At 37.6% G+C, this 22,327-nt stretch carries 10 protein-coding genes and 1 pseudogene; 8 read left to right on the forward strand and 3 right to left on the reverse strand.

From position 1 onward, the window contains the following. The 3 genes and pseudogenes from CPS_RS03375 to CPS_RS03385 all read right to left on the reverse strand — a co-directional run. Positions 1 to 3,024 carry an ATP-binding protein gene (locus CPS_RS03375; RefSeq protein ID WP_138140230.1) on the reverse strand — a complete coding sequence of 1,008 codons (3,024 nt, stop codon included), beginning with the start codon at positions 3,022 to 3,024 and terminating at the stop codon, positions 1 to 3. Between the two features lie 581 nt (positions 3,025 to 3,605). Continuing rightward, positions 3,606 to 4,679 (reverse strand): hypothetical protein, encoded by a 1,074-nt coding sequence (locus tag CPS_RS03380; RefSeq protein ID WP_011041607.1) that lies wholly within the window; start codon positions 4,677 to 4,679, stop codon positions 3,606 to 3,608. A gap of 267 nt (positions 4,680 to 4,946) precedes the next feature. Continuing rightward, positions 4,947 to 5,225, reverse strand: a pseudogene (locus tag CPS_RS03385) (aldehyde dehydrogenase family protein); the annotation flags it as partial. A gap of 269 nt (positions 5,226 to 5,494) precedes the next feature. Here CPS_RS03385 and CPS_RS03390 point away from each other — a divergent pair. The 8 genes from CPS_RS03390 (at position 5,495) to CPS_RS03425 (ending at position 22,320) form a co-directional block, all read left to right on the forward strand. Beyond that, positions 5,495 to 6,088, forward strand: a complete 594-nt coding sequence (locus CPS_RS03390) for a trimeric intracellular cation channel family protein (RefSeq protein WP_011041609.1) — start codon at positions 5,495 to 5,497, stop codon at positions 6,086 to 6,088. Between the two features lie 873 nt (positions 6,089 to 6,961). Continuing rightward, the gene (gltB, locus tag CPS_RS03395; RefSeq protein ID WP_011041610.1) at positions 6,962 to 11,569 is read left to right on the forward strand and encodes a glutamate synthase large subunit; all 4,608 of its coding nucleotides are present in this window, start codon (positions 6,962 to 6,964) and stop codon (positions 11,567 to 11,569) included. A gap of 20 nt (positions 11,570 to 11,589) precedes the next feature. After that, positions 11,590 to 13,080 (forward strand): glutamate synthase subunit beta, encoded by a 1,491-nt coding sequence (locus CPS_RS03400; protein WP_011041611.1) that lies wholly within the window; start codon positions 11,590 to 11,592, stop codon positions 13,078 to 13,080. Between the two features lie 328 nt (positions 13,081 to 13,408). Then, positions 13,409 to 15,394, forward strand: coding sequence for a methyl-accepting chemotaxis protein (locus tag CPS_RS03405; protein ID WP_011041612.1), 1,986 nt, complete (start codon positions 13,409 to 13,411; stop codon positions 15,392 to 15,394). A 618-nt stretch (positions 15,395 to 16,012) separates the two neighbouring features. Further along, entirely contained in the window at positions 16,013 to 17,815 is a 1,803-nt protein-coding gene (locus CPS_RS03410; protein WP_011041613.1) for a hypothetical protein, read from the forward strand. Between the two features lie 32 nt (positions 17,816 to 17,847). Further along, positions 17,848 to 20,115 (forward strand): WD40 repeat domain-containing protein, encoded by a 2,268-nt coding sequence (locus tag CPS_RS03415; RefSeq protein WP_011041614.1) that lies wholly within the window; start codon positions 17,848 to 17,850, stop codon positions 20,113 to 20,115. After that, positions 20,115 to 20,987 carry a toll/interleukin-1 receptor domain-containing protein gene (locus CPS_RS03420; protein ID WP_011041615.1) on the forward strand — a complete coding sequence of 291 codons (873 nt, stop codon included), beginning with the start codon at positions 20,115 to 20,117 and terminating at the stop codon, positions 20,985 to 20,987. Before CPS_RS03415 ends, CPS_RS03420 begins: the two co-directional genes overlap by 1 nt. 406 nt (positions 20,988 to 21,393) lie before the next feature. Beyond that, the gene (locus CPS_RS03425) at positions 21,394 to 22,320 is read left to right on the forward strand and encodes an AEC family transporter (RefSeq protein ID WP_011041616.1); all 927 of its coding nucleotides are present in this window, start codon (positions 21,394 to 21,396) and stop codon (positions 22,318 to 22,320) included. The last annotated feature ends 7 nt before the right edge of the window (positions 22,321 to 22,327 follow it).

A 22,327-nucleotide genomic window follows, 5' to 3' on the forward strand; every position in this document is an offset into this window, starting at 1 on the left:
TTAACAATCGGGAGTTGAGTTTTGTTGTGCCATTTTTTGTTGGTATTGTTTGGGCGTGCAATGATAACTTTCTTTAAAACAACGGCCAAAATAGGTTTGTGATGAGAAGCCTACATCTAAAGCTATACGCCCAATTTGTGCACCACTGGTTAGTAATGCTTGTGCCTTTTTCAAACGAAATTCTTTGATGAAGTTATTAGGCGTAGTGCCTAGTATCACTTTAATTTTTCGCTGTAATTGTCTTTCACTCATGGCGAGTTCTTTGGCAAGTAATGAGATATCAAGCTCTGGCTCTGTGTAATGTTTAGCGATCAGCGCTTCAAGTTTATGTAAAAACTTATCTTCCAGACTGATTTGCTCAACGGTCTCTTGCGTTAAGTTTGCGACATTTTGTTGGCTGGTACTTTTTCGCTCTGCTTTTCGCTCTTCATTAAATTTTTGTAAATAGCGTTTTTGTAGCTGCTGCCTATTCGTAATTAAATTTTGAATTCTCGTTAACAGTTCATGTTGATTGAAAGGTTTACTTAAATACTCATCAGCATTTAGGTTCAGGCCTTGTAACCTACTTTCAAGATCAGATCTTGCGGTGAGTAATATTACCGGAATATGCGCGGTCATTTCATCTTGCTTTAACTGTGTTAACACTTCAAATCCATCAATACCGGTTAACATTAAATCGCAGACAATGAGGTCAGGGATATATTCTTGTGCTAATTGCAGGCCAAGCTCACCACTGCCGGCAAGAATGCAGTGATGTTGTTGTTCAATGACTTGTTTTATATGACTTTGCATATCCAGATTATCTTCTATCACTAAAACGACTTTCTGTGAATGATTGCTCTCAATATTCGCTACACAACGCTGTTCTGTGAGTAATGAAGTCACCTCATTCTCTGAGATACTCATCGATATTTCTGCCTCTACCTCATTTGCGGGTGCTAACGGTATTGAAAGGCTGAATTTACTGCCGTGGCCATGCTCGCTCACTAAGCTGATACGCCATCCGTGGGCTTTTACGAGTTCACTAACTAAAGACAAACCTATACCTACCCCAAAAGTTGCTTGGTTCTTTACATCGTCAGCTCGTTGAAAACGTCCAAATATTTTATCAAGAGAGTCTTTGTTGATACCTATACCTGAGTCGATAACGTTTAAAATAATAGTGTCTTGCTCGACATAAGCATTTACTTGTACAGAGCCTCCGTTAGGGGTGTACTTTATCGCATTAGCAAGCAAGTTAAAGATGATTTTTTCAAAAGCTTGGCCATCACAGTCTAACCACAAGTCGTCAGGAATATTGCTCGTAAAGCTTAAGTTATTTTGTGATGCCATACGAGAAAATGAATCAACAGGCATCATCATTAGGGTTTGTAATCGATAAGTACTCAGCGATAGTTGTGGATTGTCACTTAAACGTGAAAGCTCTAACAGTTGCTCAACCATACGTACTAATCGAAGGCCATTACGCTTAGCAGTGGTTAATTCTTCACTTTCTAATTCATTGGTTGTTTTGGTTATATACCTATCGATAATGCCATTAATAATGGTGAGTGGTGTTCTAAACTCATGTGAAATGTTAGCGATGAATTTGTCTTTTAATTCTAAAGTTTGTCTTTCAGCATGCTTTCTTGCGGATAAATTAATGAAAGTTATGACAATAAGTGGTTGTTTAGCGCGATCAGCCCACTGTAACTCTGCTTGTGCTGGAAACTCTGTACCATCTGAACGTAGCGAAAGACACTCCACCGATATGCCTAAAGCTTTACGCTGCAATGAATAGACATTGCTTTGAAAGTCAAAAAAGAAGTGCATTTCGTCTTTTTCTGCAAATAAGCGACTCACCGATATACCTTTTAATTCTTGCTCTAGGCTTTGAAACATTTGTACTGCTGCGGGGTTAGCCGATAATATTTCACCAGTAATTGAAGTTGTTAATATGGCATTATTTGAAGCGTTGACTATCGCTTTATCTTCACTGTTAATCAGCGAATCGGTTAAGTCATTATTTAGACTATTAAGTTGCTGGTGTTGGTTTTTTTCTGAAAGTAAATTTTGCTTAAGCTTTTTAGTTTGGCTGCGATGAGTGATTGCAATACCTGATAGTAAAGTGGCGCCAACAAATAACCAAAAAAGCAGGGTAATAGATTGCAGATTGCTATTAACACTATAAAACAACTTGTGCTCATAGCCATATAAATGAGCTGCGGTTGGTATAAGCATAAGCAGTAAAATATAGTGTTCTGGATGAGGTTCTTTTTCTATCGCGATAGGTAATTTACTTACTTTTAAGGTGATGTTTGCGGCGAGTATAAGTAAGAAATAGGGCAGCAAAGCAATAAGCTGAAGAGAATAGCTGTTGGTGCTAATGAAGACTGAATCCTTATCAATAAAGGCACTGATATTTCCTATCAGCAAAAAAACAGCACTCCCAGAAAGTAGTGCAAAGCTATAACGCCAGAAATTGTCTTTAACACTCACTAAACACTGTATTAATCTGGCGATAATAAGGCTATTTATTACTAGGTGAAATAACAAGGACGGTTTAGCTGTTTGGTATATCTTTCCCGAAAATTCGGCAGGTAATAAAATAAAATAACAAAAACAAATCAGCGTGAAAAATATAGCCGGAACTCTACCTCCAATATATTTATTAAGCGGGACATCACTTAAGTGAGGGTTGGTTTCTATTGCCAATAAAATAAAGAAATAAACAAAGAGCGAAGCAAAGTCTTGATACAACTGCTGGCTGACACTGGCAGGTGTACTATTTAATAATTTACTTGCGACGATCGCGAGTGCAGCTAAAAGCAGATATTGCCAAAACAGTTTGAATGAGCGTGAGGTGTTTTTTTTAAAACAAAAAAATAAAAATATACTGCTAATAATTTGTAAAGTGAATAGAGCAAAATTTAATGCGCTTTCAAAATGCATTGTTAGCCAGTTGGCAACAAAAGGGTAAGGAATAAAGGTAACAAGGCACACTAAAGCTAAAGCTAAGGGTAATTGTCTAATTGGTCTTTGCAATTGCTCTTCCTATTTGGTGTTTATTCTTTATTATTATTTTAAGTTACTCCTTCCTTTAAATAACCACTTAATGTAATTTATAGTAACACTTTATTAACATCAAGCTGATGAGTTTATCTAGCACTTTATTAAAGAATTTTGCTATTGGGGTATTTGTAGCCTTTATAATACAGTCTGAAATTAGCTGTTGAAGATAAAGTGAAAAATACGGAATTGATGGCTACTTCAAAAAATACTTTTAACTATCTTTTGAAGCAAGTAAAAAATATATTTGGAAAATTAAGGGGGAAGTAAATTAGGGCAATGGTTATATCATGACTATAACGCTGTATTGCTTGAAGTCATTCCCTTATAAATCACAGTAACGATGAAGTGATGTAGCTCAAGCGCTTCTTCGATGGGTTTAAAATGACTTTATACGGCGTTAAATAATCAAACCATAGAATGACTATGCTTAAATAATTTTCTTTGCCTAAAGTCATTTTAATTCCCACTGATATTCTGCACTTTGAATGGTAACGGGTATAAACCATGAGAATAATAGAGTTAATATGCAGTTCAGTTTAAACGTTATCAACCTATTAAACGTCAACACGCTCTACAATCGCGACTCCTTGTCGATAACCTAAGCCGCCATTTCCATGTATTAAACCAAGTTTTTCTGGGCCATCACATAATCGATGATGCATTAGCACTAGTGCATTAAGCGCCGGATTATTCCAGGCGGCTTTGGCCAAATTCATACCACCTGTTATGGTAATACTATGTTCAGCAAGAAAGTCTGGAATATCTTCTAAGACTTCAACCAAACCACTGACTAATAAAAAAGCCATTGGAACAACAGGGTAACAAGTATAAGTTTCTAATAAGGCATCACCACCTTTAAACAACTGCACAAAGTCGATATTAGCTTCACTACAGGCTTGTTGATAAGCTTGCTGTAAGTGTTCATATCGAGAAATGTCGGTTAAGAACTCTCGCCCATCGCCATCAAGGCGGCTCAACCCTACGGCTTTGACCTTCAACCATTGGCTTTTATCAACGCCCAACTGCTCGGCGATATCTGCACGAGTCAATAATAATCGACCTGAAAAATCTACCATAGGATTAGCACAATCAACCCCTCTAAATAAATCTGTGATCGGTTTATGCCAACGTAAATCGGGCAATAATTCTGGGGTAAAAGTATCAGACAAAGCGTTACGAAAACTGATTTGATAATTTTCAAACAGTGCACTAGAGAATTCTTTAAATTGTTGTTCTGTAATGGTGTGGTTGTCACTAAAAGCACGCGCTAAGTCGGTATAAGCTTGTGTTAATGGATAACTTTGTCCATAAACAGCCATTTTACTTAACCGATTTTCTCGGCTATAACCCGTTCTGATATGATCTTCACCACTAATTACTACAGCAGCTTCACCATTTTCTATTAATCTTTTTGCTTCAGCCAAGGCTTCAATTGGAGCGCAACCACTTCTAAAGTGATGTTCTTTCTCAGGGCTATGCCAATCAGCCTCTAAAGGTTCTATCACTAAATGTTTAGGCGTAATACCACGTTGAAGTAATTGTGATTCGAGTAGTAAAACCTGATCAAGACTACCTACCTCATCTTGTTTTTTAGCTGCGCCAATAATAAATGCCGATGGAGTTTTCACAAGTTATTAAATCCAGAAAGAATGATAGTGGATAACTTTATGCTATTTATAGCAAAATTAAAAACCTAAAAGCAGTCAGTGAATTTTTAGCACTACAAAACGACTAAATAACCACGAAAAAGTAACCATATTTGTTAGTGACGTTTTACTGTTTGTAAATAATGAGTGAGCTTAGGGAAATAAAAGAAAACAAAGAAAGGAAAGGGGAGGGACGAAAGTGCGACTTAATTTTAACTAAGCCGCACTGATTTTGTTCAAGGTAGTTAACTAAGCAAACGCAAAACTTGCGCCTTCACGCACGCCACTTGAAGGCCAGCGTTGAGTGATGGTTTTACGTTTGGTGTAAAAACGAACACCATCAGGGCCGTAGGCATGTAAGTCACCAAATAATGAGCGCTTCCAGCCACCGAAATTATGATAAGCAACGGGCACAGGCAGTGGAAAATTAATGCCAACCATACCTACCTGAATATTATCTGAGAAATAACGCGCTGCTTCTCCATCACGGGTAAATATACAGGTACCATTGCCGTACTCATGGTCATTACAGTCTAGTTTTGTAATTTTGCTGTGAGCTATAAAAACGTGTGATTTAATCAAGATAGCAAGGGGATAGAGCATATTTAACTGATTCTTGTCATATTGGCGTTATAAAGTGACAACTAATAAGATTTATTAGCTGGTTTTAACTTTTGCGATTGAAGAAAATAAGAGGGTTGGGTAAAGTCTAATTAATCCGTTTGGTATAAGATGAAAGTTATGAAAGTTATGAGAGTGCTGCTGTGTTATTTGAAATTACCGATGTAGTGAATATTATGGGATTGTCTGCAGTGGCAGTCTTTGCAATATCGGGGGCACTTGATGCCGCTCGCCAGAAAATGGATATTCTTGGGTTCATGCTGATTGGTACAGCTACCGGTCTCGGTGGTGGTACACTTCGCGATTTGTTGCTGGGTAATGTCCCCGTATTCTGGATACGAGAGCCGATATGGATCATCGTCTGTTTGGTTTCTACAGCAATAACCTATTTTATCGCACCAAAATTGGCTTCTATAACACGCGCATTGATCTGGATGGATGCGGTTGGTATTGCATTATTTGCCGTGGTTGGCACTGAGATTGCGCTAGAGTTTGGTACCTCCCCTTTGATCGCCATTTGTATGGGAGTAATGACAGCTAGCTTTGGTGGTATCGCACGAGATGTACTTAGTGGTAGCAACCTTACACTGATGAACGAAGAGCTTTATATCACCACAACTGTGGCGGGTTCAGTTATGTACCTTTGGCTCAATACCTTAAGCCTACCGGCTAATTACGATTTGATTGGAGGTTTTTTTATTGCCTTTATTCTACGTGCATTGGCAATTAGGTTTCATATTAAACTACCAAATCACTATAGGAAGGACTAAAGGCCCTAGCCAATGTTAGTAAATCAAAGCTGATATAAATGCTAAGTAAAGTTTAAGGTAGGAAAAGGCAAGTTCTTCGACTCAACTGAACTAAATTAATCATTATTAGGTAATACGCTCTAATTCACATTTAACAAGACTAATAAGAGTAATTGCACTAATGGGGTTATAAAGTCATTTTAAGGGCTAATTTAGCTTCTTAGAGCATGCTAATGCTATAGAGAGTGACTTTATTAGATTTTGCAGAGTCAATTATCCTGATTATATATTATTTGAATAACTATTCTCTCAATCGATGACTTTCGTTTCTGTCTTTTCACTCTATCCCTAGCGGTAAGTAACTCAATAGACTTAGTACTATTTTATTCGTAGATAATATGTCGAGTAAAACAGTGATTATTACTCTAACCCTAGTGTAATGGGTGTTTTTTTTATTTTACAATAGGTGTGGCTTTTGGTTCTTTATGCGATGTTTCTGGCGTTTTATTCAAACATTCAAGTGCGTGTGTGTGAGTGTACTACTAAATGTAGCTGCCATTTAGCGTAAATAGTAATAGTTTTCAATCGTTTCAAATCACTTTTATTGTTGTATATATTCAAATATGTCGTATATATATTCATAAAATGATTGACTCAGAACCATTTTGCGGGTAATTTTGCCGGCCGCAATTAATAATGACTTTCACAATTGCATTCGTCTCAGAAAGACTCGGTAGAAGTCTGACGTTCGATGTTCAAGAAATTCTAAGTAATATTCTGAAGGATCAGCAGCGCACATTTTGAACATAAAGAATATATAGCTTAATTAGCAAGCAGCTTAATTAGAAAGCAAAAGAAGCTAATAGAAATAGTTTGATGAAATAGGAATAAGCAATGAATGATATGAGCAAAAAATCCCAAGGCCTTTATCGCGCCGAGTTTGAACATGATAGTTGTGGTATTGGCTTTGTCGCCAACCTAAAGGGTAAAAAAACTCACGATATTATTGAAAATGCACTCACCATGTTGAGTTGTATGGAGCATCGTGGTGGTACTGGTTTTGACGTCAAAAGTGGTGACGGTGCCGGTATTCTTATTCAAATCCCACACGATTTTTTAAGCCAAGAAACCGAAAAATTAGGCTTTAGCTTACCAGATGCCGGAAATTACGGCGTTGGCATGATCTTCTTTCCGCGCGATAAAGCGCAAAGCGAAGCGTGTAGAGAAATTCTAAACCAAAATATTACTGAACTGGGCTTAACCTTATTAGGTTATCGTGATGTCCCGGGTGATAACTCTATGTTAGGTGCGGCTTCATTTGATAGCGAACCGAACATTGAGCAGGTATTCATTGCCAAACCTGCAGCATTAACGGCTCAAGAATTTGAGCGTAAGTTATTTGTTTTGCGTAAATACACCTCGCATAAGATTAATGCTAGCGGTATCACAGAACGTGATGAGTTTTATGTTACCTCAATGTCATCAACCAAAATTGTCTATAAAGGACAATTTACCACGCAGCAAGTTCGCCAATATTATCTTGACCTTCAAGACGAGCGTACTATCTCTGGTATGGCGATGTTCCACTCTCGTTTCTCAACGAATACTTTTCCAGCTTGGCGTCGTGCTCAGCCGTTCCGTTATATCGCCCATAATGGCGAAATTAACACAGTGCGCGGTAATATTAACTGGATGAATGCTCGTGAAGCATTGTTTAGCTCAGTTAATTTTAGCGATGCTGAATTGAAAATGTTAAACCCTATTTGTAATAACGATAACTCTGATTCAGCCAACCTTGATATGGCGATTGAGTTATTGGTGTTAAGTGGACGTTCGTTAGCCCAAGTTATGATGATGATGGTGCCAGAAGCATGGCAAACACAAACTGATATGGATGCAACTAAACACGCATTCTATGAGTATTATGCCTGCATCATGGAACCATGGGATGGCCCAGCTTCATTATCGTTTAGTGATGGTAATGTTATCGGCGCGACACTTGATCGCAACGGTTTACGTCCTTCACGTTACTTGTTAACTGAAGATGGTACTTTAGTGATGGGCTCTGAAACAGGCACCTTGTGTGTTGATCAGTCAACCGTCGTTGAAAAAGGCCGTTTACAGCCAGGTAAAATATTCATTGCTGATTTAAAGCAAGGTCGTATCATCAGTGATGATGAAGTAAAAGCACAAGTCAGCTCAGCTCAGCCTTACGGTAAGTGGCTAGCAGATAACAAAGTTGAATTAGATAAATTACCAGTTCCAATAGCGTCTATTGCTCAACCGCCACTGGCAGAACTGCGTAAAATGCAAAAAGCCTTTGGTTATACTAGCGAAGATCTTAATTTAGTGCTTGCGGGTATGGTTGGTACATCTAAAGAGCCATTAGGCGCTATGGGTACAGATACGCCTTTAGCGGTATTGTCTAGCCGCCCACAACAATTGTCTCATTACTTTAAGCAATTATTTGCTCAAGTAACTAACCCACCAATCGATCCGATTCGTGAAGAGTTGGTTATGTCATTGCGTGGTTATATTGGTAAGTCGTTTAACTTACTCGATGAGACACCAGAGCATTGCCACAAAGTTGAAATTGAACAGCCGGTATTAACAATCGATCAATTACGCAAGTTACAGTATATTGATAATAATCATCTGCAATCAAAAACCATTGCTATTACCTTTAAAGCTAGCGGTGAAGCTGGCGCACTTAAAAAGGCGCTTGACCGTGTATGTTTTAACGCAAAAAGTGCCGTTGAAGATGGTTATGAAATCCTAATTTTAAGTGATCGTGAAGTTGATAGTGACCATGTTGCTATTCCATCAGTATTAGCAACAGCAGCTGTTCATCATTACTTAATTCGCGAAAAATTACGTTCTGGCGCTGATATTATTTTAGAATCAGGAGACATCCGTGAAACTCATCATTTTGCTACCGTTATTGGTTATGGCGCGGCAGCGGTAAACCCTTACTTAGCGCTAGAAAGTATGTATGGCTTACGTGATGAAGGCGTACTTGACAGCAAGTTAACTGATGAAGAAATTGTTGCTAAGTACACAGCAGCAGTAGGCAGTGGTTTATTGAAAACTTTCTCTAAAATGGGTATTTCAACGTTACAATCATACTTAGGTGCGCAAGTTTTTGAAGCATTAGGTATCAACTCTGATGTTATAGATGAGTACTTTACTGGTACGGTTAGTCGAATCCAAGGATTAAGCTTAGATCAAATCGCCCAAGAAGCGTTATTACGTCATCGTGAAGGTTTCCCTGAAGCGAGCCGTATTGCTGTTGAAAACTTATTGCCAACAGGTGGTGAATATTCATGGCGTAATGATGGCGAACGTCATCTATTTAGCCCAACGGTTATTCGTTTACTGCAGCATTCAACGGCAAGTAACGATACCAATCAATTTAAGCAATACGCCAAAACAGTTGATGATCAAAGTAAAGAAGCCTTTACCTTACGTGGCTTACTTGAACTGAATAGCGATCGTCCTTCAATTCCATTAAGTGAAGTTGAACCGATTGAAAATATTTTCAAACGTTTTGCTTCAGGTGCTATGTCATTTGGTTCTATCTCATGGGAAGCACACACTACCTTAGCTATTGCTATGAACCGTATTGGCGGTAAGAGTAACAGCGGTGAGGGTGGTGAAGATCCTATTCGTTATACACCGTTAGAAAATGGCGATTCAATGAATTCGCGCATCAAGCAAGTAGCTTCTGGTCGTTTCGGCGTTACCAGTCATTACCTAACTAATGCAGACGAATTACAAATTAAGATGGCGCAGGGCGCAAAACCGGGCGAAGGTGGTCAGTTACCTGGCGACAAAGTTGATGCTTGGATTGGTAAAACGCGTGGTTCAACACCAGGTGTTGGTTTGATTTCACCACCTCCACATCATGATATTTATTCTATCGAAGATTTATCACAGCTAATTTTTGATCTTAAAAATGCTAACCGTGAAGCGCGTGTTAACGTTAAATTAGTATCAGAAGCTGGCGTAGGTACTATCGCATCAGGCGTAGCGAAAGCCTATGCGGATGTAGTACTTATTGCAGGTCACGATGGCGGCACTGGTGCTTCACCATTGAGTTCAATTAAACATACGGGTTTACCGTGGGAACTTGGTTTGGCTGAAACCCATCAAACCTTGGTACGTAATCACTTACGTAGCCGTATTACTGTACAAACGGATGGTCAACTTAAAACACCACGCGATTTAGCTATTGCAACATTACTTGGTGCAGAAGAATACGGTATGGCAACAACAGCTCTAGTGGTTGAAGGTTGTATCATGATGCGTAAGTGTCATTTAAATACTTGTCCGGTTGGCATTGCGACACAAGACAAAGGTTTACGAGATAAGTTTACTGGTCGTGCTGATATTTTAGTTAACTTCTTTACCATGATGGCTGAAGGTTTACGTGAAATCATGGCTGAACTAGGTTTTAAAACCATTGAAGAAATGGTTGGTCAGACTCAGTGTCTTAAACAGCTTGAAAATGTTGATCATTGGAAATACCAAGGACTTGATTTAACGCCGTTATTGCACAAAGAAGAATCTCACGAGAGTGAAACGCTTTATCAATCAATCAATCAGAAGCATTTAATTGACGATATTATTGATCGCAAGATGATAAAAGATGCGCAAGTGGCTCTTGATAGTCAGCAAAGCGTTTCTCTTGAATATGATGTTATCAATACAGATAGAACGATTGGTGCGATGATTTCTAATGAAATCTCGAAGAAGTATCAAGCTGAAGGCTTACCAGAAAATACTATCAAGGTTAAGTTTAACGGCTCTGCGGGTCAAAGTTTTGGTTGTTTCTCAGCCAAAGGTTTGCATTTTGAACTGGAAGGCGATGCCAATGATTACTTTGGTAAAGGGCTGTCTGGCGCAAACTTGGTAGTATACCCAAGCAAGCAAGCTAAGTTTATAGCAAGTGAAAACATTCTAATTGGTAATGTTGCCTTCTTTGGCGCAACCTCAGGTAGTGCCTTTATACGAGGTATTGCTGGCGAGCGCTTCTGTGTTCGTAACTCAGGTGCTACGGCAGTTGTTGAAGGGGTTGGTGATCACGGTTGTGAATACATGACCGGTGGTAAAGCAGTAATCTTAGGCGCAACAGGTCGTAACTTTGCCGCGGGTATGTCTGGCGGTGTTGCTTATGTACTTGATGATAACAAAGACTTTGCACCTAAATGCAACATGGAAATGGTTTCATTAGAAACAGTTGATACCGATGCAGAAAGCCTTGAGTTAAAAGCATTAATTGCAGAACATTTTGCCGCAACAGGCTCAGATGTCGCTAATGAATTACTTAATGATTGGGACAATAACGTGAAACGTTTTGTTAAAGTCATGCCAGTTGATTATAAGCGAATGCAAGGTTATATGAATGACGTGCGCGAAAGCGGTAAGTTCGAGTCAGAATATGACATTGCCGTTCAAGCATTCGATATCCATTTAAATAAACTAGCTAGCGCTAAAGCTTAAGCTGCCAAGGAGAATATATTATGGGAAATCCAACAGGATTTATCAACGTAGGTCGTGCCTTGCCAACTGAACGCAAAGCAGGTGAACGTTTATCTGATTGGCTTGAAGTCTATGAAGAAATACCACTAAAAGCTGTAGAAAAACAAGCTTCTCGCTGTATGGACTGTGGCGTACCATTTTGTCAGTCGGCAAAATCAGAGTTTGCGCCTGCCGTGGCGGGTTGTCCGGTTAACAATGTTATTCCTGAATGGAATGACTTGATTTACCGAGGCCGTTGGAAAGATGCGATAGAGCTATTGCATAAAACCAATAACTTCCCTGAGTTCACTGGGCGTGTGTGCCCAGCACCTTGTGAAGGCGCTTGTGTACTAGGTATCAATGCTGATCCTGTGGCTATTAAGTTACATGAAAAAGAAATTATTGATCATGCCTTTAAGGAAGGTTGGGTAGTCGCTCAACCACCATCAGCACGTACAGGTAAAAACGTTGCTGTCATAGGTTCTGGACCTGCTGGTCTTGCTGCTGCAGCACAGCTTAATAAAGCTGGCCATATGGTTACTGTCTATGAACGTGCCGATCGTATCGGTGGTTTGTTAATGTACGGTATTCCAAATATGAAGCTGCAAAAGGAATTAGTACAACGTCGCGTTGATATTTTAGCGGAAGAAGGCATTGTATTTGTTACTAATACCGAAGTAGGTAAAGACGTTAGTGTTGAGAAACTTGAAAGCGACTTTGATGCGATAGTGTTATGTATTGGCGCCACGGTGCCACGTGACTTACCTGTTGAAGGTCGAGAACTTAATGGTGTTCATTTTGCCATGGACTTCTTGAAAGCGAATACTAAAAGTTTACTCGATAGCGAACATAAAGATGGCCAGTACATTAATGCCCAAGGCAAAAATGTGGTCGTTATTGGTGGTGGTGATACTGGTACCGATTGTATCGGCACTTCATTACGTCATCAGTGTACAAATGCTTTACAACTCGAAATCATGCCGCGTCCACCAGAAAAACGTGAAGAGAATAACAACCCTTGGCCACAATGGCCAAAACGTTTGTTAGTTGATTACGGTCAAAAGGAAGCTATTGAGATTCAAGGTCAAGATCCTCGTCAGTATTTGGTGATGACTAAGAAAATTGAAAGTGATGTGCAAGGTAATGTTAAAGCGGTTCATACGGTTGATATTACTTGGGAACGCAATGACAAAGGTCAAATGTTCCCGCAGGAAGTTGCTGGCAGTGAAAAAGCTATTCCAGCCGATATCGTACTCATCGCAATGGGCTTTATGGGTCCTGAAGGTGGGTTAGTTGAGCAGTTTGGCCTTGAGCAAGATAATCGTTCTAACATAGCTGCAGAATACGATAAGTTTGCTACAAGCAAACAAGGCGTGTTCGCTGCTGGTGATGGTCGCCGTGGTCAAAGCTTGATTGTTTGGGCAATTGATGAAGGTCGTCGTTGTGCGCGTGAAGTAGACAGTTACTTAATGGGTAAGAGCTACTTACCTTAAGCAATTAGCGACTACCGCTATACTTTTAAAATAGCATCCTATAAAAATCCTACCGTGTGCATCACGGTGGGATTTTTTTATAAATTTTTTATTAATGTATTACAATAGAAAAGGTGATGCTCGGTAACGTTTGATGCACTATCTCAACAATCGCTGGTTAGGTGTAGACTAAAGTTTTACCTAATTAATCAGTACCTTTCAGCGAAAGTGTTTATACTAGAACCAAACAATATTTTATTAATGTTGGAAATTTAACCATTGAAGAGTGGGAAGGGATCGCTTATTTCTTTGTTGTTTAAATTTTTGCAAAATCTTAATAAGGATCCATATGAATTTACTTAATAATTTAGTGTTTAAACAAAAATTAATTTTACTTGTGTTGATACCCCTCTTAGCCACACTGTATTTTAGTTTAAACAATTTAAATTCCTTAACTTCAAAACAAGGGCAGCTTGAAGAAATTCATGACTTGATTACGCTAACAGTTGCTAATAATGCACTTGTTCATGAGTTACAAAAAGAGCGTGGTGCCACTGCTGTTTATCTAGGTAGTAAAGGTGAAAATTTTTCTTACGAGTTAAAAGAACAACGAAAACTTACCGATAAAGCTCACACACTCTTAAATGCAAAGTTAAAAGTTTTCTCATCTGAGAATGACAAAGTAAATAATATTATCTTAACGGTTAAAAATGGTTTGTTAAAATTAGACAGGATTAGAGCTCGTTCTGATGAACTCTCAATTTCACTCAATGATGCTATTGGTTACTACACAACTCAAAACCATGAAATGCTTAGCTTAGCAGAGTTCTTTTCAACGATTAGTCCAACAGAAACAGTCAGTAACGCCATTGGGTATTATGTTCTTTTAGAAGCTAAAGAGCGGGCTGGTATAGAGCGGGCTGTTGCTAGTGGTGGTTTTGCCATGGATAAGTTCACACAAGCGGCTTTCCAAAAATTTACTAGCTTAGTGGCTTTACAAGATAGTTATTTAGAACAATTCAGCGCTAAAGCATCATCTAATACCATAAACGCTTATAAAAACAGCTTAAATAGTAATGCTGTAATTGAAGTTAATAGAATGAGAAACGTGGCAGTATCGGTTGGTCAAGCTGGTCCTTTCAATATTGATGCGAGTGTATGGTTTAAAAGCGCGACAGGACGAATTAATTTACTAAAAGATATTGAGAATCTCGTTGCTGATGAGTTCATTACTGACATAGATAAACTGCTTCATGAAGCAAGTAGAGGAGTCAGTATTAATTTAATTATTATTATAATAACGTTCATTATGACTATTTTTATTGTCTACGTTATTTTGACAAATTTAATTAAGCAATTGAATGAGATTTCAGTAACGATGGAAAAAGTCACTGAACATAATGACTTAACGGTACAGGCAGGTGTTTTTAGTACGGATGAATTGGGTAACATTGCCAAAGGCTTAAATAAAACACTTAGCACCTTTTCTAATGCCATCACCGAAATAAAAAGTAGTAGCATTTCTCTCGCCGCTTCGGCACAACAATCATCTGTCATTGTGAATAATAACGTAGATAGTTTACAACAGCAGCGTGATGAAACCGCTCAAGTTGCTACTGCAATAGAGGAAATGTCAGCAACGGTACAAGAAGTCTCTCGTAATGCCAATGAGGCGATGTCATCAACGCATCAAGTAAATACTCAAGCAATAGAGAGCCAAACTGTTGTAGGCAACTCATTAGAAGCAATCAATAATTTAGCGACAGAAGTGTCGGAAATAGGCACGCTTATATCAGGACTGCACTCTACAACGTCAAATATATCAAATGTTATTGATGTTATAAAAGGTATTGCGGATCAAACTAACTTACTTGCCCTAAATGCAGCAATAGAAGCAGCAAGGGCAGGAGAGCAAGGGCGAGGCTTTGCCGTAGTGGCAGATGAAGTTAGGACCTTAGCTCAACGTACTCAAGACTCCACTATTGAAATTGAAGAAATTATCAATCAATTGCAAAGCGAAGCCAGCAATGCAAATACTATGGTGGCTGGTACCCAAAAACGTGCGGATGAAAGTATTGATGGTGCTCATCAAATTGAATTATCACTGACAAGTATCGTAACGGCAGTATCGGATATAAACCTGATGATCGAACAAATTGCTACTGCAGCAGAAGAACAAGTTAGCGTCACGGAAGATATCAATAAAAATGTTAATGATATAGATAAGAAGTCTTCTGAAATAACATCGGGAGCACAAGATGTATCTCTGGCAGCTAGTGAGCAAGTAGAGATTGCTAATACGCTTGAAAGTCTGGCAGCAAAGTTTGTGGTATAGGTAAGTAGTGCAAATAAAATTTGCTTAGGAGAGAACCATTAACTTACTAAGTATTGGTAGTGGTTTTATCCCTAATGCCAGTATAAAGTGATTTTAAGTCAATCGAGTAAGCGTTAGAACGATCTCACTTTATCGTTACTGTGACTTATAATGAATTAATAATTATGAGGAAAAGTAACGCACATTTAAAATGAAATCACTAATAGTTTGTCATTTATTAATGGTAAGTTATTAGTGGATTTCTTCTATAACATCCTCATCAGTGCATAAAAACTCAAATATTTTTTCATTACTATCTTATCTATTATTCGATTCTTTATGGTTGAAGGTAGAAGTGAATTCGTTAAAAGGGGGTAATGAGTGAAATTAACGAATAGAGAGCTAAAGTTAACCGCTTATTAAAACAGTAAAATCATAAAAATTTATTTAGATATGTTGTTATCCTCAGATGATATATTTCGTTAATATACTCAATTCCCATTCAACTAATTAGTCTTATTTCACTTGTAAATCATAATAATCAACAGTGACATATTCATTTATTGGAAAATAAAATCAAGTATGTTATAAGTGTTTTTGGGGTTTTATTTATTAATAACAAAGAATTAAGTTTATTATATGCGAACGGACTGTACGGGTAATATTCCATTTATTTTAGGAGTAACTGGGCATCGTGATTTATTCACATCTACTGAAAACTCACCTGAAGTGCTTAAAGGTCAAATAAGACAGGCACTCTCTTTTTGGCAAAAAAAAATTGGCGCTAATACTCCTCTTTGGTTATTAACGGGTTTAGCAGAAGGTGCCGATTTACTTGTAGCAGAAACAGTATTAGCACTGCAAAGTGAGGGTGAAAATATACTATTACTTGCTTGTTTGCCTATGCCAGAATCAGCGTTTAGAAAAGACTTCGTTAATTCAGATGCGTTATCGACCTATACCAATATACTCGAGCGCATAACAAAAAGTGATAATAAGCTTTTTGAGTTAAAAAACCCACTTTCATCTAGAGAGTTTGAAATTGCAATTAATGACAATGAATTTGGAGCGCTGCGTAACGCTTTATATTTGAATCAAAGTCTTTTTGTTGCTAAATATTGTAATGCTTTATTGGCTTTATGGGATGGACACCAAAGTAAAGGTGCCGGTGGCAGTGCCGATGCAGTGCAATACAAACTTGGTAATACACCTTCTTGGCCAGATAATATTATTGTTGATAAAAATCTATTGCCAGCCTCTGATTTTGACGGTCAAGTTAGCGGTGTTGTGCACCATATCCTTGTGCCTCGAAAGACAGACTCGTCGAAGCTGACGGAATTAACCGAATTTACGTCAATAGAAGTTGGCATTGGTAAACTTTATTCTTCAGTAGGGCAAACGAAGGGTAAAAATATACTAAATGATCTCATAGTGCATGAGTTTCAGTTAATGCTCGATGAAATGACGTTTTATAACCAAATAGCGCAAAATCATCCTGTTAAATCGAACATTCAAAGTGATGGATTGAGTAGTACTAATGCCATTTTTGAAAAATCTGATGCCATTGCTATTGCTAATCAATCTAAATATAGAAATATAGTTAAAGCGTTTTTTAGCATCATCACCCCAGGTTTTATTGCTTATGAGCTTGCGGGTAACTACATCAACGAACTGAGCGGTGTGTACATACTTATTGTTGTTTTACTCGCTATGTTAGGTAGTGGGTTACTTATTAAATATGTGAGAAAAAATAATCCTAAATGGCAATATCAATTAGCTAGAGGGGTCGCTGAAACAATTCGAATTAGAGAGTTTCTAAATCTCGCTGATGTAGCGCCGACTGCAGAGCCATTAATTCCAAGGCGTTATCGTGAAAATTTACCCTTGTTAAATCATGTTATTCAACTTACAGAAATCCAGTGGTGGGACAAAAACTATCAAAGTAGTCCTGAGTCTATTAAAAGTATTTGGCTAGATGAACAAGTGAAGTTTTTAGACAGTAGACTTGTATTATCTGCCAATTCAGTCAGTGAACTATTATATAAACGGCCACGATACGCTGCTCATTTATGCAGTAAAATTGCATCCTTTAGTTTTTATACTGCAGTGGTGTTTGGTCTTATTTTATTGATGAATTTGAGTCTATTTTATGTTGTCGGTTTTGATTTTTTCAGTTCATTTAACGGCGCACTAATGTACATAGTGCAATATGGATTGATGCTAGCGGGTATCGTTGTGCTATGGAGTGAAATTGCAGGATATGAGTCCACTACTTTAGGTTATAGCAGTCTCAAAACTTTATACGAGCGTGCGACAACACTGTTTGAAGAAACACCGGACAAAAGCAGTAAGAAAATGTTACTTGAGTTAGCTAAAGAAGCTGTATTTGAACACGTCACTTGGACACGTTCAGAAATGGCTAGCGACTTGAAAGAAAGATAAAAATTTGAATTAAGTAGTAAGGAAAACTAATTATGACAACAGAAAAAGTAAGCTTTTATCAAACACTGACTGATGATGAAATTGCTAAAGAGATTGTGAGGGAAGAACGTTTAGATAATAAATATAGATTAGAGTGGGGTGTAGATTCAAGCTTTACTATTTACTGTGATGATGAAGATGAACAAAAAACGTATACCCGCCACCTTGAATCCATAATTGGTGTACTACCACTAAAACATCCTAAAAATGAAGGCTGTTTTGTGAGCATAGGCTTAGAAAATAGTTTGCAAATATCCTTAAATCAGGGACCTCATCTGAAAACATTGATCGGCCACGACGAACGAGTTCTCGGCTTGATTGAACTTGATGACGGTAACTTGGTTTCTGCTAGTACGGATGGTTTTCTTCGCTTTTGGAATACTAAAAATGGGAAGATGCTTAGTGAAATAGAAACCTCACTTGAATCATTAGAACAAGTTAAGTTTTTTCTCTATCACGATATCGTGGCAATCAAAGAAAATAACTCTGTGAGTATTTGGAAATTTTCAGGTGAACAATTAGTACAGCTCGAAGGTCAAAAAAAGCAACTGCAATCAGCTCATCAACTATCATCGGGCAACTGGCTAATCTGGACAGAAAATACTAAGCCAAGTCTATGGACAGGTGAAGGGAAATTAATTAAAACATTTTCTTTCTCCTTTCCTGTGTTCGGAGCATATTGTGAACTTGAATCGAAGCAACTACTAATTAAGCGAAGTGATTCGATTATTTCATTGTTCGATGAAAACGGCACTTTACAAAGTGAACATCAAAACAATAAAGGTGTTGTCGACTTATTTGATCAATTAGCAAAAGGACTTCGAGAAACTGAGCAGTTTATAAGTAATAATCCAGATGTTAGCTACTTTCAGCACGCTAGAAATCTACTTGCCTCGAAAAAAAGCTTATTTCGTGCCCACGATGAGTTAGAAAAACAATCCTTAGATTTTGAAGATAATGCGACTGAACAAAAAGTTTGGAATTTCTTTAGCCGACCTATATTTGAAAAAATTAAAACGGCACTAAAATCAGTAATTAAAACCGCTCGCACTAAAGAGAAAGTACTCTTAACCTTGATTGAAGAGGGAGATACAAGAAAAACTCGTTATATATCCAAAAGAGGTACTTTTGGTGCCATGGCCTGGGTTTTCATTGTCTTAGCATCTACTGCTGCAGGAGCGGGTTGGTTTTTATTACAACAACCAGGCTTACTTGAATCTATGGTGTCAGAGAACAGAGATTTATTGAGTATTGCTCAACAAAAACCGGAATTCCTTGTCTACATACCTGCGGTATTATTGTCTGTTTTTTGGTTGTTATTTTGGTCTAAATCACGAAAGCATAATAAAAATGCTAACCGTGAAAGCAACAATTTAGCCGTGCTAAATGTGTTGTTACCAGGATATTATCAACTGATTGAGAATATTAAGAGCTATCGAAAAAAATTAACAAGTCAAATACCTGTATTACAGGAAGGTAGTAGAGATCTGTATCAAGGACAATTCATTCAAGCCCATATTGATGAATTAATCAGTGGTAAAATTCAAGAATTGGCGATGAATGAATGTGGGTTAGATAAAGACGATATTATTTATAAAGATCAAGAACCAATTATTTTACCAACATTTAGTTTAATTCAAGACAAAGAAAGACGCTCACAAGTTGCGAGTAAACTTGTTTTTGAAAATGAATATTCATTCTGGCCGATCAAAGGCGGTACGCTAGTAAGTGCTGTGCAATTTATTCAGTACACTTTCTTAACAAAAGATAAAATTGATGTGTTCACTACTTATTACGATTTTATAACTAATAAAGCAGTCGGTAAGGAAGCAAATGCCTTTTATTACAAAGACGTTACCAATATTGCGAAAAAAGAAGTGGATCGTGATGATTTCTGGGAAGATAAAAGTAAAGACATCTCAGCAACTGAAATTGTTTTATCAGTTGCTAGTGGAGAGAAGATTCGCTTAACTATTTTAAATGAAGAAAGTTTGTCAAAAATACACCAACAGACTAAAGATGTTGAAACGATCAGCCCTGAAATGTTGATGCAAAAATTAGAAGATGAACGTATAAGCATTGAAGCTGATGACGACTTATCTGATGAAGAAAAAGAAGATGAGTTAAGAGTTGTTGATGGTCGTATAGCCGAAGCGAAAACAAGCTTATTTGAATTAGATTCTAGTCAAACAAGTAATAAAGCTGATGAAGCGATTAAGAATATTCGCAATCAATTACAGCAACACAAAAAGGAAAGTTAATGAGCAAAGTATTTATCAGCTATAGCTCATCTGATAGACCTGCGGTAAAGCTATTGAAAGAGGCTTTAGAGCAACTTTCTTATGATGTTTGGTTTGATCAAGACGCTATATTACCCGGTGGTTATTACGCAAAAGATATTGCCACGGCGTTAAAAGATATTGATGTTTTTGTACTGATGACAAGCGCCAATTCAATAGGGGATAAAGTAAATAATATTGCGGGATCCAGTGAGGTGGCTAAAGAAGTCGTTTTAGCACAAAGTTCTTCTGCGGTTATTATTCCCGTTAAATTAGATGATTGTTGGATGGAAACAACCACTCATGATGAGTTTACTTATTTATTAGCCCGAACGCAGTGGCTGGATGCGGGTTACTGCGACTCACCGACTGATTTTATGGATGTTGCCAAACGGATTGATAGTGCCTTAGTTTCGGGTAACTTTAAGTTTAATCATGATACAACACTTGATGAGATCGATAAGTTATTGAAGCAAGGCTTCTTTGGGCAAGCAACATCACGAATGAATGCTAATGCATTCCCTGATATTGCGAGTGATAGAGTTGTATTGATTAATTCAATACTTGCACTGTCAGCACGGCCTATATCAAGTCTAAGTAAGATAACGGTTGATAATTTAGTACGCGATCTTGTTCAGATTCGTAATGAAAGCGTTAGACCTGCAGCTCTTTATTTACAGGGTGCTTTGTCAACATTCTATTACCAAACGAATGCTGTCTATGATCCAACAGGTGGGTTAGTTGCTCTTAAAAATGAAGCTTCGACTCTTGGTCGATTAAAAGCTAAATATGTAATGTCTATTGCGCACTTATTACCATCAGTTAACCAATACTCTTTACAGTGGTCGAAATAATCGACTCTTTGTAGGGCTGATGTCTGGAATAAAATGAGCTCAAATTTATTTTGTGCAGTTAAATTGGTATCAGTTAAGGTTATAGCCTTAACTGATACCTTTGTAGTAGGTAGTTTTTGCGAGTCTTAGCATTGTAAGGCTTACGCCAGCGCCAAGTGTTATTGCTTCTCCTATATAATCAACGGCCGCATCTCCTTCTCCTCTTAATACATGTAATTTGGCTAATAAGATTGTTGAAGGTAAATGGGCCGGCTCTCCTTGTAATGCTTTTTCATAGCTGTCGGATTATTGAGCGATAACTAGAGTCGGAAAAATTATTAAAAACTAATTTAAAAATATGCGATAAAGGTATATCTAGTTTGTGTTATTGTTTTTTATTTTTTAAATCTGCGATGTGAAGGATAATGTGAATATATTTTTAATACTGTTAGTCAAAATTTTCCCACTATACATCAATGTAGGTTTAGGCTTTTTTGCGACAAAATATTTGGATGTTCAAAGACATAGTGTTGCTGCTCTTCTTATTTATATCATAGGACCTATTGTTGTATTGTCTGCAACAATGAGTGTAGAAATTAATGCCAGTGTTGCCTTTTTACCCATTTTTTTATACATCTTCGGTTCTATCATTGCCTTCGCTACTTTGTTCATTTTTGGAAAAAATTGGAATGACCCAACAGGGAATATTTTAGCTTTTTCAAGTGGAACGGGAAACACTGGTTACTTTGGAATACCGCTTGCTCTGATCTTTTTCGATACAGCTTTAGCGAATATATATATATTTACGGTGTTAGCTTCTCTTTTATATGAAAATACTACAGGATTTTATGTCACTGCAAAGGGCAATTTCACCGCTAAACAAAGTCTTGTTAAGATAATTAAACTGCCAATTCTGCATGCTTTTATTGTAGGAATTACATTGAACATCATGGGAATAAAGCTTCCAGAAGAGTTAACATTTTACTCTGATCAATTTAAGAGCTCCTATGGGATTCTAGGAATGATGATGTTGGGGATGGGGCTTCATGGTTTTAACAAAAGTGAAGACTTGGATGTTAAATTTATCAAAATATCTTTTATCATCAAATTCATTTTTTGGCCGGCTTCAATTTTGGCGCTTATTTACCTAGATAAAACATTTATTCAATTACTTAACGAAGATTTATACAAGGTACTGATTCTGTTTTCAATTGTACCACTTGCAGGCAATACCGTATCACTTGCTGTCTTATTAAATGCTAAACCAGAGAAAGCGAGCTTATCGGTGTTTTTAAGTACCGTACTATCCATTTTATTCATACCATTAGCATTGTATTTATACGGTGGTTTTTAAATTTTTC

The sequence above is a fragment of the Colwellia psychrerythraea 34H genome, assembly GCF_000012325.1.
In the GTDB taxonomy this organism is placed as follows: Bacteria; Pseudomonadota; Gammaproteobacteria; order Enterobacterales; family Alteromonadaceae; genus Colwellia; species Colwellia psychrerythraea_A.

Coding starts and splice junctions, on each gene's coding strand:
- CPS_RS03390 (WP_011041609.1), top strand. CDS start 5,495: ATGGGATTGTCTGCAGTGGCAGTCTTTGCAATATCGGGGGCACTTGAT.
- gltB (WP_011041610.1), top strand. CDS start 6,962: ATGAATGATATGAGCAAAAAATCCCAAGGCCTTTATCGCGCCGAGTTT.
- CPS_RS03400 (WP_011041611.1), top strand. CDS start 11,590: ATGGGAAATCCAACAGGATTTATCAACGTAGGTCGTGCCTTGCCAACT.
- CPS_RS03405 (WP_011041612.1), top strand. CDS start 13,409: ATGAATTTACTTAATAATTTAGTGTTTAAACAAAAATTAATTTTACTT.
- CPS_RS03410 (WP_011041613.1), top strand. CDS start 16,013: ATGCGAACGGACTGTACGGGTAATATTCCATTTATTTTAGGAGTAACT.
- CPS_RS03415 (WP_011041614.1), top strand. CDS start 17,848: ATGACAACAGAAAAAGTAAGCTTTTATCAAACACTGACTGATGATGAA.
- CPS_RS03420 (WP_011041615.1), top strand. CDS start 20,115: ATGAGCAAAGTATTTATCAGCTATAGCTCATCTGATAGACCTGCGGTA.